Here is an 18540-nt window from a genome sequence, read left to right on the forward strand (position 1 = left end):
CCTGCTTTATGAAGGCATCGGTAACTCTTTTAAGATGGCGGAGCATATCAGGATGAAAAGTATTCAGGCAAGACTTTTGGAAAAAGGGGTGCATATGCCAGACCCCAGCCAGGTTCATATTGGCGATGATGTGAATTCGGATCGTATTGAAAAGGGGGTTGTCCTCTTTCCGGGATGCCGTGTTTCCGGCCCAGAAACCCTGTTTTTGGCGGGAACTCTTGTGGGTGAGGAAGGGCCTGCCGTGCTTCAGAATGTGCGTACAGGTTCTGGCGTTCGGCTTAAAAGCGGGTTTTTCCAGGATGCGGTGTTTCTGGAAGGGGCTTCCGCAGGTGCAGGAAGCCATGTACGGGCTGGCTGCATTCTGGAAGAAAAGGCTTCCATGGCCCACACGGTGGGGATCAAGCAGACCATCCTGTTTCCCTACGTTACCCTGGGAAGCCTCATCAATTTCTGTGATATCCTTATGGCAGGCGGGACAGGCCCCAAGCATCACAGCGAGGTGGGCAGCAGCTATATCCATTTTAATTTCACGCCCGATCAGGACAAAGCGACCCCCTCACTTTTAGGGGATGTCCCATCCGGTGTCATGCTGGAGAAGGAACCGATTTTTCTGGGAGGACAGGGGGGGCTTGTGGGGCCCTGCCGGCTTGCCTTTGGCACCGTACTTGCCGCAGGTACCCTGCAGCGCAAGGATGAACTCCGGGAAAACAGGCTTATTTATGGTAGCTTCTTAAAAGGAGGAAACGTGGAAAGGGGACGGGGGAGCTATCCCGGACTTCAGCGTATCCTTGACAACAATTTCATCTATATCGCGAACCTCCATGCCCTGAGGGAGTGGTACCGCCATGTGAGAAGCCGTTTCATTTCCCCGGCCTTTCCAGCCCCTCTGCTGGAAGGTCTGCTTCGCATGGTGGGGCTGGGGATAGAGGAGAGGGTAGAGCGTCTCCTTCAGCTTGCTAAAAAAATTGCTGCAGCACCGGGTTTTGCCGAAACCGCTCAGGATTCCCTGCACAGGGCCTGGGTACACGGCGCAGCTAGGGTCTGTGAACAGTTGTTGCAGGATGATCCGGATGTGGAAAATGAGAAACCGGCCCATCTGCGTCAGGTGTTCATTGACGAAATACAGTGGAAAACCAACTATCTTGAGACCCTGCATAGCCTGGATACCATGGTCAAGGATCTGGGGAGGGCCTGGCTCCAGGAGCTTGTACAGATAAAATCGGCCCGTGCATGGCAGCTACTCGCTTCAGACAGACAAGGATAATTCTATGAAATCACTCTTTGGTACCGATGGTGTACGGGGCAGGGCAGGGGATTTCCCCATGGATGGTGAAACGGTGATGGCCCTCGGACGGGCCTGGGGACTGTGGATCTGTTCCCGTGTTTCAGAAGAATCCGGCTCTTCAGCAGCTTCTCCCTTTGTGATTATCGGAAAAGATACCCGGGAATCCTGTGACATGCTGGCTGCCGCCCTGGCTTCAGGACTGATGCAGACCGGCGTTGATGTTATGGATGGGGGGATTCTGCCCACACCTGCGGTGGCCGTCATGGTGCTGCACTGCAAGGCCTCAGGCGGTGCCGTGATATCCGCCTCCCACAACCCCTTCTGGGACAATGGGGTGAAGCTCTTTACCCAGGAAGGCTTTAAAATGACGGACTCCGAAGAAGGGGCTGTCATGGAGATCTTCAACGGGCAGGAGAAGGGGCCGTCTGAAAAAACGGGCCGTTTTCTTAAAGCGGAAGACATGCTTTCCCGTTACATGGATTTTATTCTGAAAAGGGCAGGGGAGGGGGCCAGCCTTGCAGGCCTGCGTCTTGTTCTCGATACAGCCCACGGTGCCATGTACGAGGCAGCCCCCAGGGTTTTTGAAGGTCTGGGAGCCGAGGTGCATGTTCTGGCAGCAAGGCCCGATGGGCGCAATATCAATGCGGGTGTGGGTTCCCAGCATACGGAAGCCCTCAGCGAAAAGGTGAGGGAAGTGGGTGCCCATGCCGGTCTTGCCTTTGATGGAGACGGAGACCGATTGATTGCCGTTGACAGTGAGGGAGAGACTATCCGGGGAGATGTGCTGCTGGCCATCTTCGCTCATGCGGGAAAAAAACAGGGAATCCTGCACCCCTCCCTTCTGGTCACCACGGTGATGAGCAACCTTGGCCTGAGTGAAAGCCTCAGAAATGGAGGCATAGCCCACGAAATGACCGCCGTGGGAGACAGACAGGTGCTGGCCCGGATGCGGGAAACAGGGGCAAAAATCGGGGGAGAAGACTCCGGTCATATTATTTTTCTGAATCCCCACTGCACGGGAGATGGTCTTTTTGCAGCCGTTCGCCTCGCACGTCTGATTCAGGAAACTCCCCTTCACGAGATGGCCCGCTGCATGCGGATTTATCCCCAGGTGCTTATCAATATTCCGGTGCGGGAAAAACCTTCCCTTGATAGTCTGGAATCCGTACAGGAAAAGATCGTCTGGGCAGAAAAAAGACTGGGCAGTTTCGGAAGAATTCTTGTCCGCTATTCGGGCACGGAGCCTTTGTGCAGGGTCATGGTGGAAGCTCCCACACAAGAAGAGGCCATGGCAGTCTGCCGCCCTGTGGAAGAAGCCATCGTGCTCTGTATCGGGAAGAGGTAGACGATCCCGTCTCCGGTGGATTTCACGTTATTCAGAAACAGCTTCAAGGAGTCGTGTGATGCAGAAACCCCTTATTGTTCCCGTTATTCTGGCAGGAGGATCCGGCTCCAGACTCTGGCCCCTTTCCCGCCAGATGTATCCCAAGCAGCTTATTTCCCTGAACAGCACCCATACCATGCTGCAGGAAACCGTACTGCGTCTGAAGGGAATCGCTGAAGCGGCAGATCCCATTGTCATCTGCAATGAGGATCACCGCTTCATGGTTGCCGAACAGCTGCGTGAGGTGGGGGGACATCCCGGGGCCATCCTTCTCGAGCCCGAAGGCCGCAATACGGCTCCGGCCATTGCCGTGTGCAGCATTGAGGCAAAAATGCGCTATGGAGATCCTCTGCTGCTCATTCTTCCAGCCGATCATTTTATCTCCGATCCCGCACGCTTTGTGGAGGCCGTTCATCATGGCATGGCAGAGGCCGAGGCTGGACGCCTCATCACCTTTGGCATTGTTCCCGATGCTCCGGAAACCGGCTATGGCTATATCCGCAAAGGTGTCCCCCTTTCTCCCAGCACCTGGGCCATCGGATCCTTTGTCGAAAAACCGGACAGCCACACAGCAGAAGGGTACGTCAATTCAGGAGACTATCTCTGGAATTCCGGGATGTTTTTATTCAAGGCTTCCGTGATACTGGAAGAATTCCGCATTCTGGTTCCTGAAATTCTGTCTGCTTGTGAAGCTGCACGGAAAAAAGCGGTGGTGGATCTGGATTTCATCCGTCTGGATGCGCCCAGTTTTCATGCTTCTCCTTCCAACTCCATTGATTATGCGGTGATGGAGATCACCAGACGGGGGGCCATGGTACCTCTGGATGCGGGATGGAATGATCTCGGCTCCTGGGAAGCCCTCTGGCAGGTGGGAACAAAGGATGATGCCGCCAATGTCACCTATGGGGATGTGCTGGTACATGATGTAAAAAATTCTTTTCTGCACTCGGAAAGTCGGCTGATCGCCGCTGTCGGCCTTGAAAACCATATTGTGGTGGAAACCCAGGATGCCATCCTCGTTTCACCCAGGGACAGGGTGCAGGATGTGCGCAAGCTGGTGGATGCCATGCGTCTGGCTGGCAGGGAAGAAGCCATTTCTCACAGGCGGGTCTACCGCCCCTGGGGCAGTTATGAAACCGTAGCCATGGATAACCGTTTTCAGGTCAAGCGAATCACCGTCAAGCCAGGGGCCAAGCTTTCTGTACAAAAGCATTATCACCGGGCGGAACACTGGGTGGTGGTGCGGGGAACGGCCATTGTATGCAGAGGAGAGGAGGAAATTCTTCTCAGGGAGGATGAGTCCATCTATATTCCCTTAGGAATGACCCACAGGCTTGAAAATCCTGGAAAAATCCCTTTGGATCTCATTGAGGTACAGTCCGGAAGTTATCTGGGAGAAGATGATATTGTACGTTTTGACGATGTCTATGGCAGGGTTCCGAATCTTTCCTGAAATATGGTGGCTGACATCCTGAAACAACAATGGCGGGGCTTTCCATCATGGAGAGGCCCCGCCATTTTTTATCTGTCAGCTGTTTTGGCTGGAGCTTTAATCCCTGTCACCGAAAATCCGCAGCATCATGATAAAGAGGTTGATGAAGTCAAGATAGAGGGAAAGGGCTCCGAAAATCGCTCCCTTGCGCAGGGTGGCATTGTCCAGATCCGCAGGCTGGGAAAGGGCCATTTCTTTGATTTTCTGGGTATCCCATGCGGTAAGTCCCACAAAAACCAGGACACCGACATAGCTGACAATCATGCTTACAGCGGAGCTTTTAAAGAAAAGATTCACAAGGGAGGCCACAATGATGCCGATGAGACCCATCATGAGAAAACCGCCAAAACTTGTGAGATCCTTTTTCGTGACCATGCCGTAGACGCTGGCCCCGGCAAAGGTCAGGGCACAGATAAAGAAGGTGGAGACAATGGATGCCTTGGTGTAGGCAAGGAAGATCCATGACAGTGTAATGCCGTTCAGTGCAGCATAAGCCACAAAGAGTCCGGTGGCTGTGGCTGCGGAAAGGGTCTGGATTTTACCCGCAAGAACAAAAACCATACCGAGCTGGGCGATGACCAGGATGAGAAACAGTCCCGGGGGTACCATGAAGTGTTCCGCTACAAAATAGGCAAGACCACCTGTGATGGCAAGACCGATGGCCATCCAGTTGTAAACGCTCTGGATAAAGCCGTTGACGTGAGCCTGTGCGGCTTCTCTGGGAGCAAGGATTTTTTCCATGCCGTTATTTCCTCCTGTAGAATGCTGAAGTCTGCTGCGTGTATGTCCGTACTGCTTCCAGCCATGCAATATAAGTGAGCTGGGGTTCTGAATCAAGGAAAGTCGGATCGGGATTTTATTTTTTATTGGGAAACCTGATTATAGGTTTACATAATTCGCATTATCGGTTTAAAAGTTTTGATGTTTTCCCCCCACCCCCCATCCCTGCGCTTGTCAAAGCTTCGAAAAAAGCATAGGATTTGCTCCATTTCTGTAGGCATCCCTGTCTTCAGTCAATTATCCGGTTGTCTGTACAGGGATCATGTGTGACGGGAAATTCCCTGCATGTTTTACTTATACTCATGCTGTCACGGTACATATCCCATGGTTCGCCTGGTCAGAAAAATATTTTCCAGTTCACCTTGCAGATCTTGCTTGCAGCTCTCTTAGATCAGATCCTGAAAGAATTTATCTTAATAACGATCTGATTTCGGAACGATCTGGTTTTGGGCAGTATGGAAGTCCAGAAAAAGAAAGGCGACAGCAAACGCCATGGGGACAGTGCCTCTGGAAAAGGAAACCCGCAAAATCTTCACCGTTTCCGAACTGACATCGGACATACGTTCCCGCCTGGAATCCGCCTATCCTTTCATCTGGCTCACCGGTGAAGTAACGAATCTTTCAAAGCCATCTTCAGGCCACATTTATTTTTCCCTCAAAGATCCCGACGCTCAGATTGCAGCTCTCATGTTCAAGGCCCAGGCCCGACAGCTCCGGTTTCAGCTGCAATCCGGGCTGCGCATCATCGGCTTTGGCCGTATCTCCGTCTATCCTCCCCGAGGCAGCTATCAGATCATTCTCGAATATGCGGAACCCATGGGGACGGGATCCCTGCAACTTGCCTTTGAACAGCTCAAGCTCCGCCTGCATAGCGAAGGCCTTTTTGACAAAGCCTGTAAAAAACCTCTCCCCCTTCTCCCTACCCGGATATCCCTCGTCACCTCTCCTTCAGGTGCCGTTATTCACGATATGCTCAAGGTATTGCACCGCAGATATCCGACCCTCCATGTGGAAATCGTACCCGTCAGGGTACAGGGAGAAGGAGCCGCAGAAGAAATGGTAGAGGCCCTGCACCGTATCCAGGCCTGTGGAAAAAGTGATCTGGTTGTTCTGGCCCGCGGGGGCGGATCTCTCGAAGACCTTTCTGCCTTTAACAGTGAAACTCTTGCACGGGCCATCTTTGCCTCCCCTCTTCCCGTTGTCACGGGTATCGGGCATGAAACGGATTTTACCATTGCGGATTTTGTGGCAGATGTACGGGCTTCCACACCGACTGCCGCCGCTGAAACCGCTGTTCCGGACATGGCAGTACTTCAGACCGCTGTCCTCACCATAACGGCACGGCTTGGAACCGTTTTTCAGACCCACCTTCGGAACCTGCATCAGAAAAACCGCATGCTCAGGGAAAAATTGCTGCATCCCAAACGTTACCTCACGCTATGCCGTATACGCCTTGATGATACGGAAGCTTCCCTGCTGCGCCGTTTTCAGCGTCTTTGCACCTGGAAAGAGAAGCAGCTCTCCTGGAGCAGACGCTCCCTGTCCCCTGCCCCGCTTGTACAGCGCCTGCACCGGGGACGAATGCTTCAGGCCACGTTCCGACGGGCACTTTCCGTGAACGGCGTTTCCCTTTTACAGAAAAAAAAAATGACGCTTGAAGGGCTGCATCACCGCCTGCAAAATCTTTCCCCCTTCGCCATTCTGGAAAGGGGCTATGCCGTGGCAAGAAAACTGCCGGAAAAACGCATTCTGAACAGCACCGACGGCCTTGTCACAGGCGACTCCATAGAAATTCAGCTTGCCGCAGGCATCCTGCGCTGCCGGATAGAGGAAATGGATCATGGCAAAGAAAAGTTTTGAAGAAGCCCTTGCGCAACTCCAGGGCATTGTGGAAGAACTGGAAAATGGAGATCTTCCCCTGGAAAAGGCCATACGGAAATTCGAGGACGGCATGAAACTTTCAAAATATTGCAGTGAATGCCTTGATGAAGCAGAATCCAGGCTGACCCTGCTGACGGAATCCGGGGAAGAAAAGCCCTTCACCCTGATGCCCCTCTCCAAAGAGGATGCAACCCCATGAGTCTTCAACTCGCGGATTATCTGCAAACCTGCCGGCAAGCTGTGGATACGAGACTTTCGGATCTTTTAGGAGAAAGCCCCTCCCCCAGACTCCATGCAGCCATGAGCCATTCCCTTCTGGGGGGCGGTAAACGTCTGAGGCCCGTTTTATGTATCGCTGCTGCGGAGGCCATTCTGGGAGATCAGGCTGCCGCTCTGGATCTCTGCCTGGATACGGCCTGTGCTCTGGAAATGATTCATACCTATTCCCTGATCCATGATGATCTTCCTGCCATGGATAATGATGATCTTCGCAGGGGACGGCCAACCTGTCACAGGGCCTTTGATGAGGCAACGGCCATTCTCGCAGGAGATGCCCTTCAATGCCTTGCCTTTAACATCCTCGCCACTTCGGGCAGTCAAAGCCGCCATCCGGAAATCGGACTCTCCATCATGGCGGATATTGCGCGGGCCTCAGGCCCTTCCGGTATGGTGGCAGGGCAGATGCTGGATCTTGCCGCAGAAGGACAGACCCTGACCCTTCAGGCTTTAGAAACCCTTCACAGCCTGAAAACAGGTGCTCTCATCGAGGTCGCTGTTACAAGCGGTGCCCACCTTGCATCTGCGACATCCGAACAGGTTCTTGCCCTTTCTGCCTATGGTCGCTGTCTTGGACTGGCGTTTCAGGTAACCGATGACCTTCTTGATATTATGGGAGATCCCCAGGTCATGGGAAAGGCAGCAGGATCCGATATCCAGAACGGAAAGGCCACCTACCCTTCCCTTCTGGGGCTTGAGGCGGCAGCCCTCATGGCAGACCAGCTGATTCAAAAATCCATCACAGCCCTGGCAGGATTTAACGCCGGAGCGGATGCCCTCCGGGCCATCGCGGCCTATGTACTGGAACGTAAGCAATGAGTCTTATGCCCTTTTGTTTTGATGAAGGAGTATGTACCTTGGCCTTACTGGATACGATTCACTCCCCTGCGGATCTGAAACAACTGACACGGCCCGAGCTGGCAAGACTGGCCAGTGAGATTCGGTCAAAAATTATTGATGTGACTTCCCGGAACGGTGGCCATCTGGCTTCCAGCCTCGGTGTTGTGGATCTCACCCTTGCCATTCATTATGTTTTTGACTCCCCCATGGACAAAATTATCTGGGATGTGGGCCATCAGGCCTATGCCCATAAGCTGCTCACGGGCCGGGCACAGGCCTTTGAAACCCTGCGCAGACCCGGTGGCATCTCAGGGTTTCCCAGAAGAAGCGAAAGTATCCACGATGCTTTCAGTACGGGCCATTCCAGTACCTCCATTTCTGCGGGTCTGGGGATGGCCCATGCCAAGAGACTGAAGGAGGATGCCAGCAAGGTCATCGCTGTCATTGGTGATGGTTCCATGACCGCAGGGCTGGCCTATGAGGGCCTGAACCATGCAGGAGATTCCAGGGGCAACCTGCTGGTCATTCTCAATGACAATGACATGTCCATCTCCCCCAATGTGGGGGCTCTTTCCTCCTTTCTCAGCCGCACCTTTTCGGCAAAATATCTTCAGGATCTGCGGGCGGAATTCGGTAAGTTTTTGAAGTCTCTGCCACGGATTGGAGATGACGTTTATCAACTGGCCAAACGCTCGGAGGAATCCTTCAAGGCCTTTGTGACGCCGGGGATGCTGTTCGAGGCCTTCAATTTCGACTATTTTGGCCCCATCAATGGCCACAGGCTGGATCATCTTATTGATATTCTTGAAAATGTGAAAGCTATCAGGGAACCAGTTCTGCTGCATGTCACCACACGAAAGGGGATGGGGTATCCGCCTGCGGAAAAAAATCCTACCTTTTTTCATGGGGTTGCCCCCTTTGACATCAAGACCGGAGAAAAACACCCCACCCCCCCCACCCCTCCCTCCTACACGGAAATTTTTGGTGAGGCCCTCTGTCGCATGGCCCAAAAGGACTCCAGAATTACGGGCATTACGGCAGCCATGCCCGAAGGAACAGGGCTTTCCACCTTTGCCCGAAAATTTAAAGACCGTTTTTTTGATGTGGGGATTGCAGAGGGCCATGCCGTTACCTTTGCGGCAGGGATGAGCACAGAGGGCAGCCGGCCTGTGGTGGCTGTGTATTCCTCCTTTCTGCAACGTGCCTATGACCAGCTTGTCCATGATGTCTGCCTGGACGGTCATCCCGTGCTTTTTGCCATCGACAGGGCAGGCTTTGTGGGAGACGATGGCCCGACCCACCATGGTCTGCTGGATCTTGCCTATCTCCGTTCCCTGCCTGGTATGGTGGTCATGGCACCCAGAGATGAAGCCCAGCTTGTGGCCATGTTGAAAACCGGACTTTCCCTGGATGGCCCCTCTGCCGTCCGCTATCCCCGGGGAGCCGGTGTGGGCACGCCCGTTGACTGGGATTGCCCTGCCCTGCCCCTGGGCAAGGCAGAAGTCCTGCGTCAGGGAAAGGACATCTGCCTTCTGGCCATGGGACGCACGGTAGGAGCGGCTCTGGATGCAGCAGCCCTGCTTGCCCATGAGGGGATTGAGGCGGAGGTAACGGATGCCCGTTTCCTGAAGCCCCTGGATGAAAACTATCTGGAAAGTATCGGTCTTGCAGGAAAACCCCTGATCACCATTGAAGAGGGGGTTCTGGCCGGAGGCCTGGGATCCGGGGTCGTAGAATTCCTGGGAGACAGGGGATTTTTCTGTCCTGTACGACGTCTCGGGGTAGCAGATCAGTTCATGCCCCAGGGCAATCCCGATGCCCTGAGGGCTTCATGTGGTCTGGATGCGGCGGGTATCCGTGCCGCTGCCCTGGAACTTCTGGAAAGGTCTGCACAGAATGCGGTTAAAAAACTCGGCTAAAAAACGACTGGATGCCCTGCTTGTGGAACGGGGGCTGGTACAGAGCCGGGAAAGGGCCAGGGCGCTGATTCTGGCAGGAAAAATCCAGGTGGACGGTCTGCGGGTGGACAAGGCGGGAGCCCTGGTGTCGGAGCAGGCCGGAATTATCACCGATGTCCCGGATTTTCCCTATGTCAGCCGGGGGGCTCTGAAACTGGAAGCCGCACTGAATGCGCTTTTTCTGGATGTCAGGGGCATGACCTGTATGGATGTGGGGGCTTCTACGGGAGGCTTTACGGATCTCCTGCTACAGCGGGGAGCTGCCAGGGTTTTTGCCGTGGATGTGGGATACGGGCAACTGGCCTGGAGCCTGCGTCAGGATCCAAGGGTAGTCGTGATTGAAAGAACCAATATCCGCCATATGCCACGGGAAGCTGTGGATAGCGATGTGGATCTTGTCACCATTGACACCAGTTTTATTTCCCTGAGGCTGGTGGTACCTGCATGCCGGAAATTTTTAAAGGAAGATGCCCGGATTCTTGCCCTGATCAAGCCCCAGTTTGAAGTGGGGAAGGGCGAGGTGGGAAAAGGCGGTGTGGTGCGGGATACCGCACTTCAAGCCAAAGTGATAGCGGATTTACAGACTTTTTTTATTCAGGAAGGTTTTTTTGCAGGCAGAGCCATTGCCTCACCCATTCAGGGGCCCAAGGGGAATCAGGAATTTATTCTTCCCCTCTGGACCTCTGCCGAACGACAAAAATCAGAGGAACATCCGGAATTTGTAGAACCGGCGTCCCGTCCAGATCCTGCGGGATTCCAAGACGCGCCTTCTCTGCCTTCCGGTTCGCACGAGGGAGACGTATAAACGAAAACAGCTTTTTTATTTTAGGAGGATTGGATGAGCGAAAAAGCCAAATTCAAGCGGAATATCGCATTGGTCGGTCATAGCGGGTCAGGCAAGACCATCCTGGCGGAACGTCTCCTCTTTGACAACGGGCTTCTTTCCCGTATGGGCCGTGTCGAAGATGGCAATACCGTCATGGATTTTGAGCCTGAGGAAATTGCCCGCAGGGGCAGCGTTTCCACAGGTCTCCATGCCCTCTCCTGGAAAAAGCATGACATCATGCTGCTCGATACTCCGGGCAATGCGAATTTCTTTTCCGATACCCTCCTCTGCATGCAGGCGGCGGAAACCGTGATTCTTGTCATTGATGCCAATGATGGTATTCGTGTCAAGACCGAAGAAGCCATGGTCAGTGCTGCAGAACAGAAAAAGCCTGTTGTCATTTTCGTGAACAAAATGGATAAGGAACGCAATATCTTTGACCAGATTTGCATGGATGCGGAATCCATCCTGAACATCCGCCCCGTCAAGGTACAGATTCCCATCCTGGAAGGCGAATTCTGCAAAGGATTCGTGGATCTTATGACCCTTCAGGCCTACACCTTCGGCGAGGATGGCAAATCCAAAAAAATCAGCATCCCCTCTGATCTCGAAAGTGATGTGGAAAACGAACGGATGGCACTGGTGGAAGCCATTGCCGAAGCCGAAGACAGCCTGCTGGAACGTTATCTTGAAGGGGAGGAACTCAGTACCGAAGAACTGGCCTCCGGTCTGAAAAAAGCGATAACGGAACGGCTTTTTGTGCCTGTCCTCATGGGATCTGCCCTCAGCGGAGCGGCCATGGATTATTTTCTTGATTTTATTGTCCAGTCCACGCCTTCTCCCATGGACAACCCGCCCCGGATGGCCCGTAAAGGGGAAGAAGAACTGGCCATTGCCTATGATGATGCGGCTCCCTTTGCGGGCTTTGTCTTTAAAAGTGTGGTGGATCCCTTTGCCGGTCTTCTGAGTATCTGCAAGGTGGTTTCCGGAACTCTGGGCAAGGACGGTTCTTTTCTCAATGTGTCCAAGGAGGAGAAAGAACGGTACACCCAGCTCTACCAGATTGCGGGCAAGCAGCAGAAGCCCATCACCGAAGCAGGCCCCGGTGACATCGTGGCCTTTGCCAAGCTGAAAAATACCGCCACCTTTGACTCCCTCTGTGACGAATCCCGCCCCGTATTTTTTCCTCAGGCAAATCCTCTGGCTCCCTGCATGGGGTTTGCCGCCTATGCCGCCAAAAAAGGGGATGAGGATAAGATTTATGCCTCCCTTGCCCGTCTTGCCGAGGAAGACAAGGCCATCCGTCTGGAAAGAAATGCCACAACCAGTGAAATTCTTGTTTATGGTGTGGGACAGGTACATATCGAAACCATTGTGGAAAAACTCCGGCGTAAATTCAAGGTGGATGTGGCCCTCCGCACCCCCAAAATTCCCTACAAGGAAACCATCACCCGCAAGGTTCGCGTACAGGGGCGTCATAAAAAACAGACCGGAGGCCATGGCCAGTTTGGAGACTGCTGGGTTCGCTTTGAACCTCTGGGCCGTGGAGAAGGCTTCCAGTTTGTGGATGAAATTGTGGGCGGAGCCATTCCGAGACAATACATCCCGGCAGTGGAAAAGGGGCTGATAGAGGCTTCTGTCAAAGGGGTTCTGGCCGGATTTCCCTGTGTGGATTTCATGGCGGTTGCAGATGACGGGTCTTTTCATGCCGTGGACTCTTCGGAAATGGCCTTCAAAATTGCCGCCTCCCTGGCCTATAAAAAAGGGATGGAAGAAGCCAGACCCGTGTTGCTGGAACCCATCTACAATGTGTATGTCCATGCTCCCAGCGACTACATGGGGGACATCATGGGAGATCTCAATTCAAGGCGAGGCCGGGTCATGGGGATGGATACGGAAGGAAAAACAGGAACCATCAATGCCCAGGTTCCCCTTGCGGAAATCCAGAAGTATGCTCCGGACCTGACGTCCATGACAGGAGGCCGGGGGACTTTCACCTCCGATTTTTCCCACTATGAAGAAGTCCCTTCTGAAATTGCCCAGAAAATCATTGACGCGGCACAAAGGGAAGCGGAATAACCCTGTATCAGGCTTGTATGTATTTTTTTTTAAGGAAATCCTGAAAAAAAATACAATACAAGCCTTTTTCTTTACAAGACCCTGTGGCTCTGCTACGAACCTGAGCCAACAAAAGTCGATTCACTTTTTTCAATCATATCAAGTCGGGATTCTTCAAGGAAGGACGTATGCGCAGAGATATTGTTCATGTGGGTTCAGGAAAACTCACCTATGAAATCCGGGAAATTGTCGCTGTTGCCCATGAATTGCAAAAACTTGGAGTGGAAATCACCTGGGAGAATATTGGTGACCCCATTCAAAAGGGAGAAAAGGTTCCCCAGTGGATCAAGGATATTGTCCACGACCTGGTCACCGAAGATGTCACTTATGGCTATGTGGCGACTCCGGGTATCCAGGAAACGCGGGAATTCCTTGCGGAACAGGTCAATGCCCGTGGCGGATATAAGATCTGTGCCAACGACATTCTCTTTTTCAATGGCCTTGGGGATGCGGTAGCCAAAATTTTTGGTTTCCTGAAAAGAGAGGCACGGGTCATCGGCCCTTCCCCCGCCTATTCCACCCATTCTTCTGCGGAGGCTGCCCATTCCGGATATGAGCACCTCACCTATGAGCTGGATCCCGCAAACGGCTGGATGCCCGATCTTGCGGATCTGGAAAACAAGGTCAAATACAACGATTCCATCGCCGGGATTCTCCTCATCAACCCGGACAACCCTACGGGTGCGGTCTATCCCAGGGAAATGCTGGAAGCCATTGTGGCCATTGCACGGCGCTATGACCTTTTTGTCATCTGCGATGAGATTTATTCCCACATCGTCTACAATGGTGCCGAGACCTGCCATCTGAGTGAGGTTATCGGAGATGTTCCGGGGATGGCACTGCGGGGGATTTCCAAGGAATACCCCTGGCCGGGAAGCCGCTGCGGCTGGATCGAGGTCTTCAATCAGGATCGCTTCCCCATGTTTGCCACCTATATCAAGACCATCCGGGACGCAAAGATGCTGGAAGTCTGCTCCACCAGTCTGCCCCAGTTTTCCATTCCCAGGGTCATGGGCGATCCCCGGTATCCCGCCCATCTTGAGGCCCGTGCAAAAACCTTTGAGATGCGGGCCAATGAAGCGGCTGCGGCTCTGGGATCCCTCAAGGGAATTTCGGTAACGCCTGCACGGGGTGCCTTTTACATGACCGTGCTCTTTGACGAAGGCGTTCTCAACGGGAAACAGAGCCTTGCCATAGACAATCCTGAAGTACGGGCCTATGTGGAGGCCAAGGTTCAGAACGTAGAAGTTGACAAGCGTTTTGTTTATTACCTTCTCGGGGCCACGGGGATCTGCGTGGTGCCGCTGACAGGGTTCTGCTGTAAAAAACAGGGCTTCCGTTTTACCCTTCTTGAAACCAACGATGAAAAACGTCTCTGGATCTGGAAAACCATTGCTTCCAGCATTGAAAACTATCTGGCATCCGCCTGATCAGAAAAGCCATGTTTTCCAGGGTTCCGGATTTTTCCCCGGAACCCTGGTTCCGTCTTTCCAAAGGAGGGCAGCATGTATCCCCCCATTCTTCGCGAATGTATACGTACCTCCATGATCCAACAGAAAAAAGCCTATGGTCGCTGCATAGATTCCCTGGTCATGTTCCAGGCGGAACTGGAAAAGGAAATCGCGCTGATGTATGCGGACTTCAGCGCCATTCCCGTTGAAGTACGGGACATGATGCAGGATATGGGACTGCGCATGAATGCCTTTCGCAGCGCTTATAAAAAACTGATCAACGCCCAGTTCGATCACTGCATCCGAATGTTCGGAGAGGATCGGGATGGATGAAGAAGAGGTTTTGCAAAAGACCCTGCACATGGCCATGATTCTGCTGAGCCGTCAGAATCTTTCCAGAGAAGAACTGCGATACCGTCTTCTGAAAAAAGGGGCAGCGGAAGAACTGCTGGAAGCGGTTCTCGGCATCTGCATGGAGCGGGGCTATGTGGATGACAAAGAAAGGGCTTCCCAGATTATCCGGAAAGGGCTGCGTTCCGGTCATGGCCCTCTCCGCATCCAGCGGGATCTTCAGCGCTGCGGCATCCCCCTGGATATGGCTCAGACTCTTCTGGATACCGCCATGGACGCAGAAGGTTCCGGCCAGCTTGCTGCCGCAGCCGAGGGCAAACTTGCCCGAATGCGGGAAGCGGATCCTGCAAAACGACGGGCTGCCCTGTACCGCTTTCTGCTTTCCAGAGGTTTTTCTTCCTCGCAAATTACGGATTTTCTGTATTCCCTCCCCCGCGATCTCTGACTTACTACCGAGACAGTTTATCGGAAATCGGCCTCTTTCCAGGCCCGCCTGACCTCTTCTCCAATAATGCGGATACCCTTTGCCACATGTTCCGGAGCCTGCCCGTAGGTAACGCGGATACATTCCTGGCGATGGGGCCATTCCTGATCCTCAAGACCGGGGAAGAAATAATGTCCCGGCACCACCAGTACCCCCCTGGCCTTCAGTCTTTCATACAGTTCCTGACTGCTGATGGGCAGATTGCGGAACCACAGCCACAGAAAAATCGCCCCTTCAGGCTTGTGAATAAAATAATCTGTACCTTCAAGGGCTTGCTGAAACCATGCCACGGCCTGATCCGCCCGTTTACGGTAATAGGGCTTCACCACATCCCGGCTTAAGGAAATGATTTCTCCGCTTTTGACAAGATCCAGGGCCATCATGGCACCAAAACTGCCTGTGGCAAGATTCATGACAGCATTCATGCGGGAAAGGGTATGCACAACCTCCTCCCGGGCGATCACAATTCCCGTCCGCGCTGCGGGGAGGCCGAGTTTGGAAAGACTCATGCACAAAATGATATTGTCATTCCAGAAGGGGGTGGCTTCGGTAAAAATGATATCCGGGAAAGGGGTGCCATAGGCGCTGTCCAGAATGAGAGGAACCCCTGCTTCCTTTGCCATGATATCCAGGGTACGGACTTCTTCGTCGGTGAGGACATTGCCCGTAGGGTTGGTAGGCCGGGAAACACAGATGGCGGCAATCTCTTCTGTCACCCGGAGTCTGCTGAAATCCACTCCGTATTTGAAGAAAGGTCTCTCCAGAAAATCAATTCTGGGTTTGATGGCTGTGAAGAAATCCGGGGTGATACCAACATCCGCATATCCGATATATTCAGGTGCCAGGGGCAGAAGGATTTTTTTCTGCTTTCCGTTTTTGTCCGGGCCTGCGAACATATTGAAAAGGAGAAAAAACGCGGACTGGGAACCGTTGGTCAGGGCGATATTTTCCGGACCCAGCTTCCAGCCGAAACGATCCTTCAGCAAATCTGCAAGCCCCTCAATGAAGGCCTTTTCTCCCTGGGGGGGATCATAAATTCCGATCATACGCCGGGTGTCGGAAGGGGTATCGGCAATGCACCGCAGACGTTTCTGCATGGCTGCTTCCACCTCCGGAATATGGGCCGGATTGCCACCGCCCATCATGATCATATCTCCGGAACCCGCCAGAGCGTTTCCAAGATCTTCCATGAGTTGCAGAATGCCACTTTTTGCGCTGAATTTTTCCCCAAATGCCGAAAGCCGCATGATCTTTGTTCCTTATTTTTCTGATGAAACAAAAAACGCCGGAAAAACAAATTCCGGCGTTCTCTTTTCTGGGTAACTTTCCTGCTCTTCTTTCAGAATTTCTGCAAGGAAAGGGTAAAAAAATGATGGCCAGACCGTTTTTTATTCTTTTTCATTAAAACGGATCGTATCCGCCGTATCCAGAGGTTCTGAAAAGCTGGAAAAGGGAAAGGGGCGCTGATTTTCATTCAGGGATATATACCGCAGCACCCGGTAGGTCATCACAGCCAGACGATCCGCAAAATTGCGGAGAGGTTCAAGGTGTTTGAGGGTAATCAGAACCCAGACATACTGTACGCATGAAAGAAAAATCTGAAGGGTTTTTAAAAACTCCAGCACAATGAAAAAAAAGATCGTGTAAAGGAGGCGGATAACAATGTCCTTACGGGAAACAAAAAAAGTTTTTACCTGATCCATAATGGCTGTTCTCCTTTTTTAAACATAAAAACGGGGTGGGAAATCTTCAAAAATGGACTTTTCCATACAGTCTTGCGACCTTGATTGTTCGATATGCCCGGATACAAGGCAAAATCCTTTTAAAATCTTTTAGGAAAAGGCACAAGCTGAAAACACAGAAAGGGGAAATAAAAAAAACCTTTTTTTCCAAGATTGACAAAAAAAAAGCGAAAGCCTATAAAACCTGCACCATAGCCTTGGTAATGCCTGGATGGCGGAAATGGTAGACGCAAGGGACTTAAAATCCCTCGGTCGAAAGGCTGTGCGGGTTCGATTCCCGCTCCAGGCACCAGAATAAACTGTGCAAAAGGCTCCCTTCCTGAACGGATGTGGAGCCTTTTTTTCAATCTGATCCCTTTCCTGCCCCAGCCTTGCAGGCTGAGCTCTTGCCCTAATCCAAAGACCATTTCCCTGAGAGACAGGAACAGGCGTAAAATGGTGCCCCGTTTTTTCAATAATCCTGAACAGCTTGACGGATGATATCAAAAGGTTTATGTCTTGCCTCCTTGAAATGGGCACGACAGTGTTTCTGTCCTGTCCCTTCGGCAGGTGCTGTGCATGGCAGATCTTCAGAGTTTTCTGAACGAGCAGCGGACGAGCGGCAACCCGCTATAAAAATTCTCCCTCCCTTCCAATGAGGTGACCTGTGCTTTCCATTACCCGAGAGTTTCGTTTTGAGGCGGCCCATCGCCTTGCCCTTCCCCACCTGAGTCCGGAAGAAAATCACCGGATTTTTGGCCCCTGCTCCCACATGCACGGACACAGCTACAGACTCCGTGTCACCCTTTCCGGCAGCCCCGATGCCCATGGCTGGATTCTCAATTTTTCCGATTTAAAAAAAATTGTTTTCCGAGAAGTGCTGGCGGAATATGATCATGCCTGCCTCAATGAACTGCCCGATTATGCCTCGGCACTTCCCACTGCGGAAACCATGGCCCAGACCCTCTTTTTCCGGCTGAAACCCCACCTTGAAGGCCCCAATTTCCGCCTGCTTCGGATCTGCATTTATGAGACGGAGGACGCCTGGGCCACATGGGAGGAAACAGCCCATGCTTGAGGTGCATGAGATCTTTTCTTCCATACAGGGGGAAGGGCCTTTTTCCGGAAGACCCGCCGTCTTTTTAAGGCTTTCCGGCTGCCTGAAGCCCTACTGCAGCTTCTGCGATACGCCTGAGGCCCTGCTTCCCGGAGAAAAAAAATCCCTGGAAGCCCTTGAGAAAACTATTTTTTCCCATGGGGCTTCCCTCCTGGTCATTACCGGGGGTGAGCCGTTTTTACAGTGGGATCAGGGCCTACGGGAACTGGAATCCCGTATGCTGGATGCGGGAATCGAGGTGCAGTATGAAAGCAGCGGACGGGCGGGGATTCCCTCTGAGGTTCGGGGAAAGGTGGTACTTTCCCCCAAAGCGGGACAGTGGCCCTCAAACGATCTGATACAGCGGGCCTTTGCCCTGAAGCCCCTCTGGGAAGAAGATGGGGAAACGACCCTGAGGCAGATTGAAGCCTCCGGCTTTCCAGCGGAAAGGGTCTGGCTGATGGCCCTGGGAGCCAGCCGGGAAGAGCAGCTTCAACGTATGCCGAAGCTTTGGGAAATCTGCACGGAAAAGGGCTATCATTTCTGCCCGCGCCTGCATATTCTTGTCCATGATCGTAAAAAGGGCATATAGGGAGG

Annotated in this window: 17 protein-coding genes and 1 tRNA gene; 15 read left to right on the top strand and 3 right to left on the bottom strand. The window is 52.8% G+C overall.

Going from position 1 to position 18540, the window contains the following annotated elements; all coding sequences use genetic code 11:
* Nucleotides 1-94: 94 nt before the first annotated feature.
* The 3 genes from BR04_RS03445 to BR04_RS03455 are packed head-to-tail and all read left to right on the top strand — an operon-like array spanning nucleotide 95 to nucleotide 4122.
* Nucleotides 95-1264: a protein GlmU gene (locus BR04_RS03445; RefSeq protein WP_496354593.1), complete on the top strand. Its 1170-nt coding sequence runs from the start codon at nucleotides 95-97 to the stop codon at nucleotides 1262-1264.
* A 4-nt stretch (nucleotides 1265-1268) separates the two neighbouring features.
* Complete coding sequence (glmM, locus tag BR04_RS03450) at nucleotides 1269-2630, top strand: phosphoglucosamine mutase (protein ID WP_496354594.1); 1362 nt, start codon at nucleotides 1269-1271, stop codon at nucleotides 2628-2630.
* A 58-nt stretch (nucleotides 2631-2688) separates the two neighbouring features.
* Nucleotides 2689-4122 (top strand): mannose-1-phosphate guanylyltransferase/mannose-6-phosphate isomerase, encoded by a 1434-nt coding sequence (locus BR04_RS03455; protein ID WP_496354595.1) that lies wholly within the window; start codon nucleotides 2689-2691, stop codon nucleotides 4120-4122.
* Nucleotides 4123-4218: 96 nt separating this feature from the next.
* Here BR04_RS03455 and BR04_RS03460 read toward each other — a convergent pair whose 3' ends face one another.
* Nucleotides 4219-4902, bottom strand: coding sequence for a Bax inhibitor-1/YccA family protein (locus BR04_RS03460; protein WP_496354596.1), 684 nt, complete (start codon nucleotides 4900-4902; stop codon nucleotides 4219-4221).
* A 531-nt stretch (nucleotides 4903-5433) separates the two neighbouring features.
* Here BR04_RS03460 and xseA point away from each other — a divergent pair.
* From xseA to BR04_RS03505, 9 genes are all read left to right on the top strand, one after another.
* On the top strand, nucleotides 5434-6801 hold the full coding sequence (xseA, locus tag BR04_RS03465) for an exodeoxyribonuclease VII large subunit (RefSeq protein ID WP_496354597.1): 1368 nt from the start codon (nucleotides 5434-5436) through the stop codon (nucleotides 6799-6801).
* The gene (xseB, locus tag BR04_RS03470) at nucleotides 6782-7021 is read left to right on the top strand and encodes an exodeoxyribonuclease VII small subunit (RefSeq protein ID WP_496354598.1); all 240 of its coding nucleotides are present in this window, start codon (nucleotides 6782-6784) and stop codon (nucleotides 7019-7021) included. The genes xseA and xseB overlap by 20 nt, the downstream gene beginning before the upstream one ends.
* Nucleotides 7018-7917 (top strand): polyprenyl synthetase family protein, encoded by a 900-nt coding sequence (locus tag BR04_RS03475; protein WP_496354599.1) that lies wholly within the window; start codon nucleotides 7018-7020, stop codon nucleotides 7915-7917. The genes xseB and BR04_RS03475 overlap by 4 nt, the downstream gene beginning before the upstream one ends.
* 38 nt (nucleotides 7918-7955) lie before the next feature.
* Nucleotides 7956-9857, top strand: coding sequence for a 1-deoxy-D-xylulose-5-phosphate synthase (dxs, locus tag BR04_RS03480; RefSeq protein WP_496354600.1), 1902 nt, complete (start codon nucleotides 7956-7958; stop codon nucleotides 9855-9857).
* Entirely contained in the window at nucleotides 9835-10701 is an 867-nt protein-coding gene (locus tag BR04_RS03485) for a TlyA family RNA methyltransferase (protein WP_496354601.1), read from the top strand. The genes dxs and BR04_RS03485 overlap by 23 nt, the downstream gene beginning before the upstream one ends.
* 33 nt (nucleotides 10702-10734) lie before the next feature.
* Entirely contained in the window at nucleotides 10735-12801 is a 2067-nt protein-coding gene (fusA, locus tag BR04_RS03490; RefSeq protein ID WP_496354602.1) for an elongation factor G, read from the top strand.
* Nucleotides 12802-12968: 167 nt separating this feature from the next.
* Nucleotides 12969-14270, top strand: coding sequence for a pyridoxal phosphate-dependent aminotransferase (locus tag BR04_RS03495; protein WP_496354603.1), 1302 nt, complete (start codon nucleotides 12969-12971; stop codon nucleotides 14268-14270).
* Between the two features lie 75 nt (nucleotides 14271-14345).
* Nucleotides 14346-14624, top strand: coding sequence for a hypothetical protein (locus BR04_RS03500; protein ID WP_496354604.1), 279 nt, complete (start codon nucleotides 14346-14348; stop codon nucleotides 14622-14624).
* Nucleotides 14617-15087: a regulatory protein RecX gene (locus BR04_RS03505; protein WP_496354605.1), complete on the top strand. Its 471-nt coding sequence runs from the start codon at nucleotides 14617-14619 to the stop codon at nucleotides 15085-15087. Before BR04_RS03500 ends, BR04_RS03505 begins: the two co-directional genes overlap by 8 nt.
* A gap of 17 nt (nucleotides 15088-15104) precedes the next feature.
* On the opposite strand, the gene BR04_RS03510 is transcribed toward BR04_RS03505, so the two are convergent.
* Together BR04_RS03510 and BR04_RS03515 are read right to left on the bottom strand one after the other, a co-directional pair.
* The gene (locus BR04_RS03510; protein ID WP_496354606.1) at nucleotides 15105-16373 is read right to left on the bottom strand and encodes a valine--pyruvate transaminase; all 1269 of its coding nucleotides are present in this window, start codon (nucleotides 16371-16373) and stop codon (nucleotides 15105-15107) included.
* A gap of 141 nt (nucleotides 16374-16514) precedes the next feature.
* Nucleotides 16515-16829: a DUF4389 domain-containing protein gene (locus tag BR04_RS03515; protein WP_496354607.1), complete on the bottom strand. Its 315-nt coding sequence runs from the start codon at nucleotides 16827-16829 to the stop codon at nucleotides 16515-16517.
* 244 nt (nucleotides 16830-17073) lie between these two features.
* On the opposite strand from BR04_RS03515, the gene BR04_RS03520 reads away from it, so the two are divergent.
* The 3 genes from BR04_RS03520 (at nucleotide 17074) to BR04_RS03530 (ending at nucleotide 18535) form a co-directional block, all read left to right on the top strand.
* Nucleotides 17074-17160 (top strand) — tRNA-Leu (locus tag BR04_RS03520).
* Nucleotides 17161-17514: 354 nt separating this feature from the next.
* On the top strand, nucleotides 17515-17925 hold the full coding sequence (locus BR04_RS03525; RefSeq protein WP_496354608.1) for a 6-pyruvoyl trahydropterin synthase family protein: 411 nt from the start codon (nucleotides 17515-17517) through the stop codon (nucleotides 17923-17925).
* Nucleotides 17918-18535 (top strand): 7-carboxy-7-deazaguanine synthase QueE, encoded by a 618-nt coding sequence (locus tag BR04_RS03530; protein ID WP_496354609.1) that lies wholly within the window; start codon nucleotides 17918-17920, stop codon nucleotides 18533-18535. Before BR04_RS03525 ends, BR04_RS03530 begins: the two co-directional genes overlap by 8 nt.
* Nucleotides 18536-18540 lie beyond the last annotated feature (5 nt).

It is taken from the genome of Desulfobotulus sapovorans DSM 2055 (genome assembly GCF_059569355.1).

Bases quoted from the DNA above. Each gene is read 5' to 3' on its own strand.
- BR04_RS03495 (WP_496354603.1), top strand. From the start codon at position 12,969: ATGCGCAGAGATATTGTTCATGTGGGTTCAGGAAAACTCACCTATGAA.
- xseB (WP_496354598.1), top strand. From the start codon at position 6,782: ATGGCAAAGAAAAGTTTTGAAGAAGCCCTTGCGCAACTCCAGGGCATT.
- BR04_RS03460 (WP_496354596.1), bottom strand. From the start codon at position 4,902: ATGGAAAAAATCCTTGCTCCCAGAGAAGCCGCACAGGCTCACGTCAAC.
- BR04_RS03510 (WP_496354606.1), bottom strand. From the start codon at position 16,373: ATGCGGCTTTCGGCATTTGGGGAAAAATTCAGCGCAAAAAGTGGCATT.
- BR04_RS03500 (WP_496354604.1), top strand. From the start codon at position 14,346: ATGTATCCCCCCATTCTTCGCGAATGTATACGTACCTCCATGATCCAA.
- glmM (WP_496354594.1), top strand. From the start codon at position 1,269: ATGAAATCACTCTTTGGTACCGATGGTGTACGGGGCAGGGCAGGGGAT.
- BR04_RS03515 (WP_496354607.1), bottom strand. From the start codon at position 16,829: ATGGATCAGGTAAAAACTTTTTTTGTTTCCCGTAAGGACATTGTTATC.
- BR04_RS03530 (WP_496354609.1), top strand. From the start codon at position 17,918: ATGCTTGAGGTGCATGAGATCTTTTCTTCCATACAGGGGGAAGGGCCT.
- BR04_RS03455 (WP_496354595.1), top strand. From the start codon at position 2,689: ATGCAGAAACCCCTTATTGTTCCCGTTATTCTGGCAGGAGGATCCGGC.
- BR04_RS03505 (WP_496354605.1), top strand. From the start codon at position 14,617: ATGGATGAAGAAGAGGTTTTGCAAAAGACCCTGCACATGGCCATGATT.
- BR04_RS03475 (WP_496354599.1), top strand. From the start codon at position 7,018: ATGAGTCTTCAACTCGCGGATTATCTGCAAACCTGCCGGCAAGCTGTG.
- BR04_RS03445 (WP_496354593.1), top strand. From the start codon at position 95: ATGCCAGACCCCAGCCAGGTTCATATTGGCGATGATGTGAATTCGGAT.
- fusA (WP_496354602.1), top strand. From the start codon at position 10,735: ATGAGCGAAAAAGCCAAATTCAAGCGGAATATCGCATTGGTCGGTCAT.
- BR04_RS03485 (WP_496354601.1), top strand. From the start codon at position 9,835: ATGCGGTTAAAAAACTCGGCTAAAAAACGACTGGATGCCCTGCTTGTG.
- xseA (WP_496354597.1), top strand. From the start codon at position 5,434: ATGGGGACAGTGCCTCTGGAAAAGGAAACCCGCAAAATCTTCACCGTT.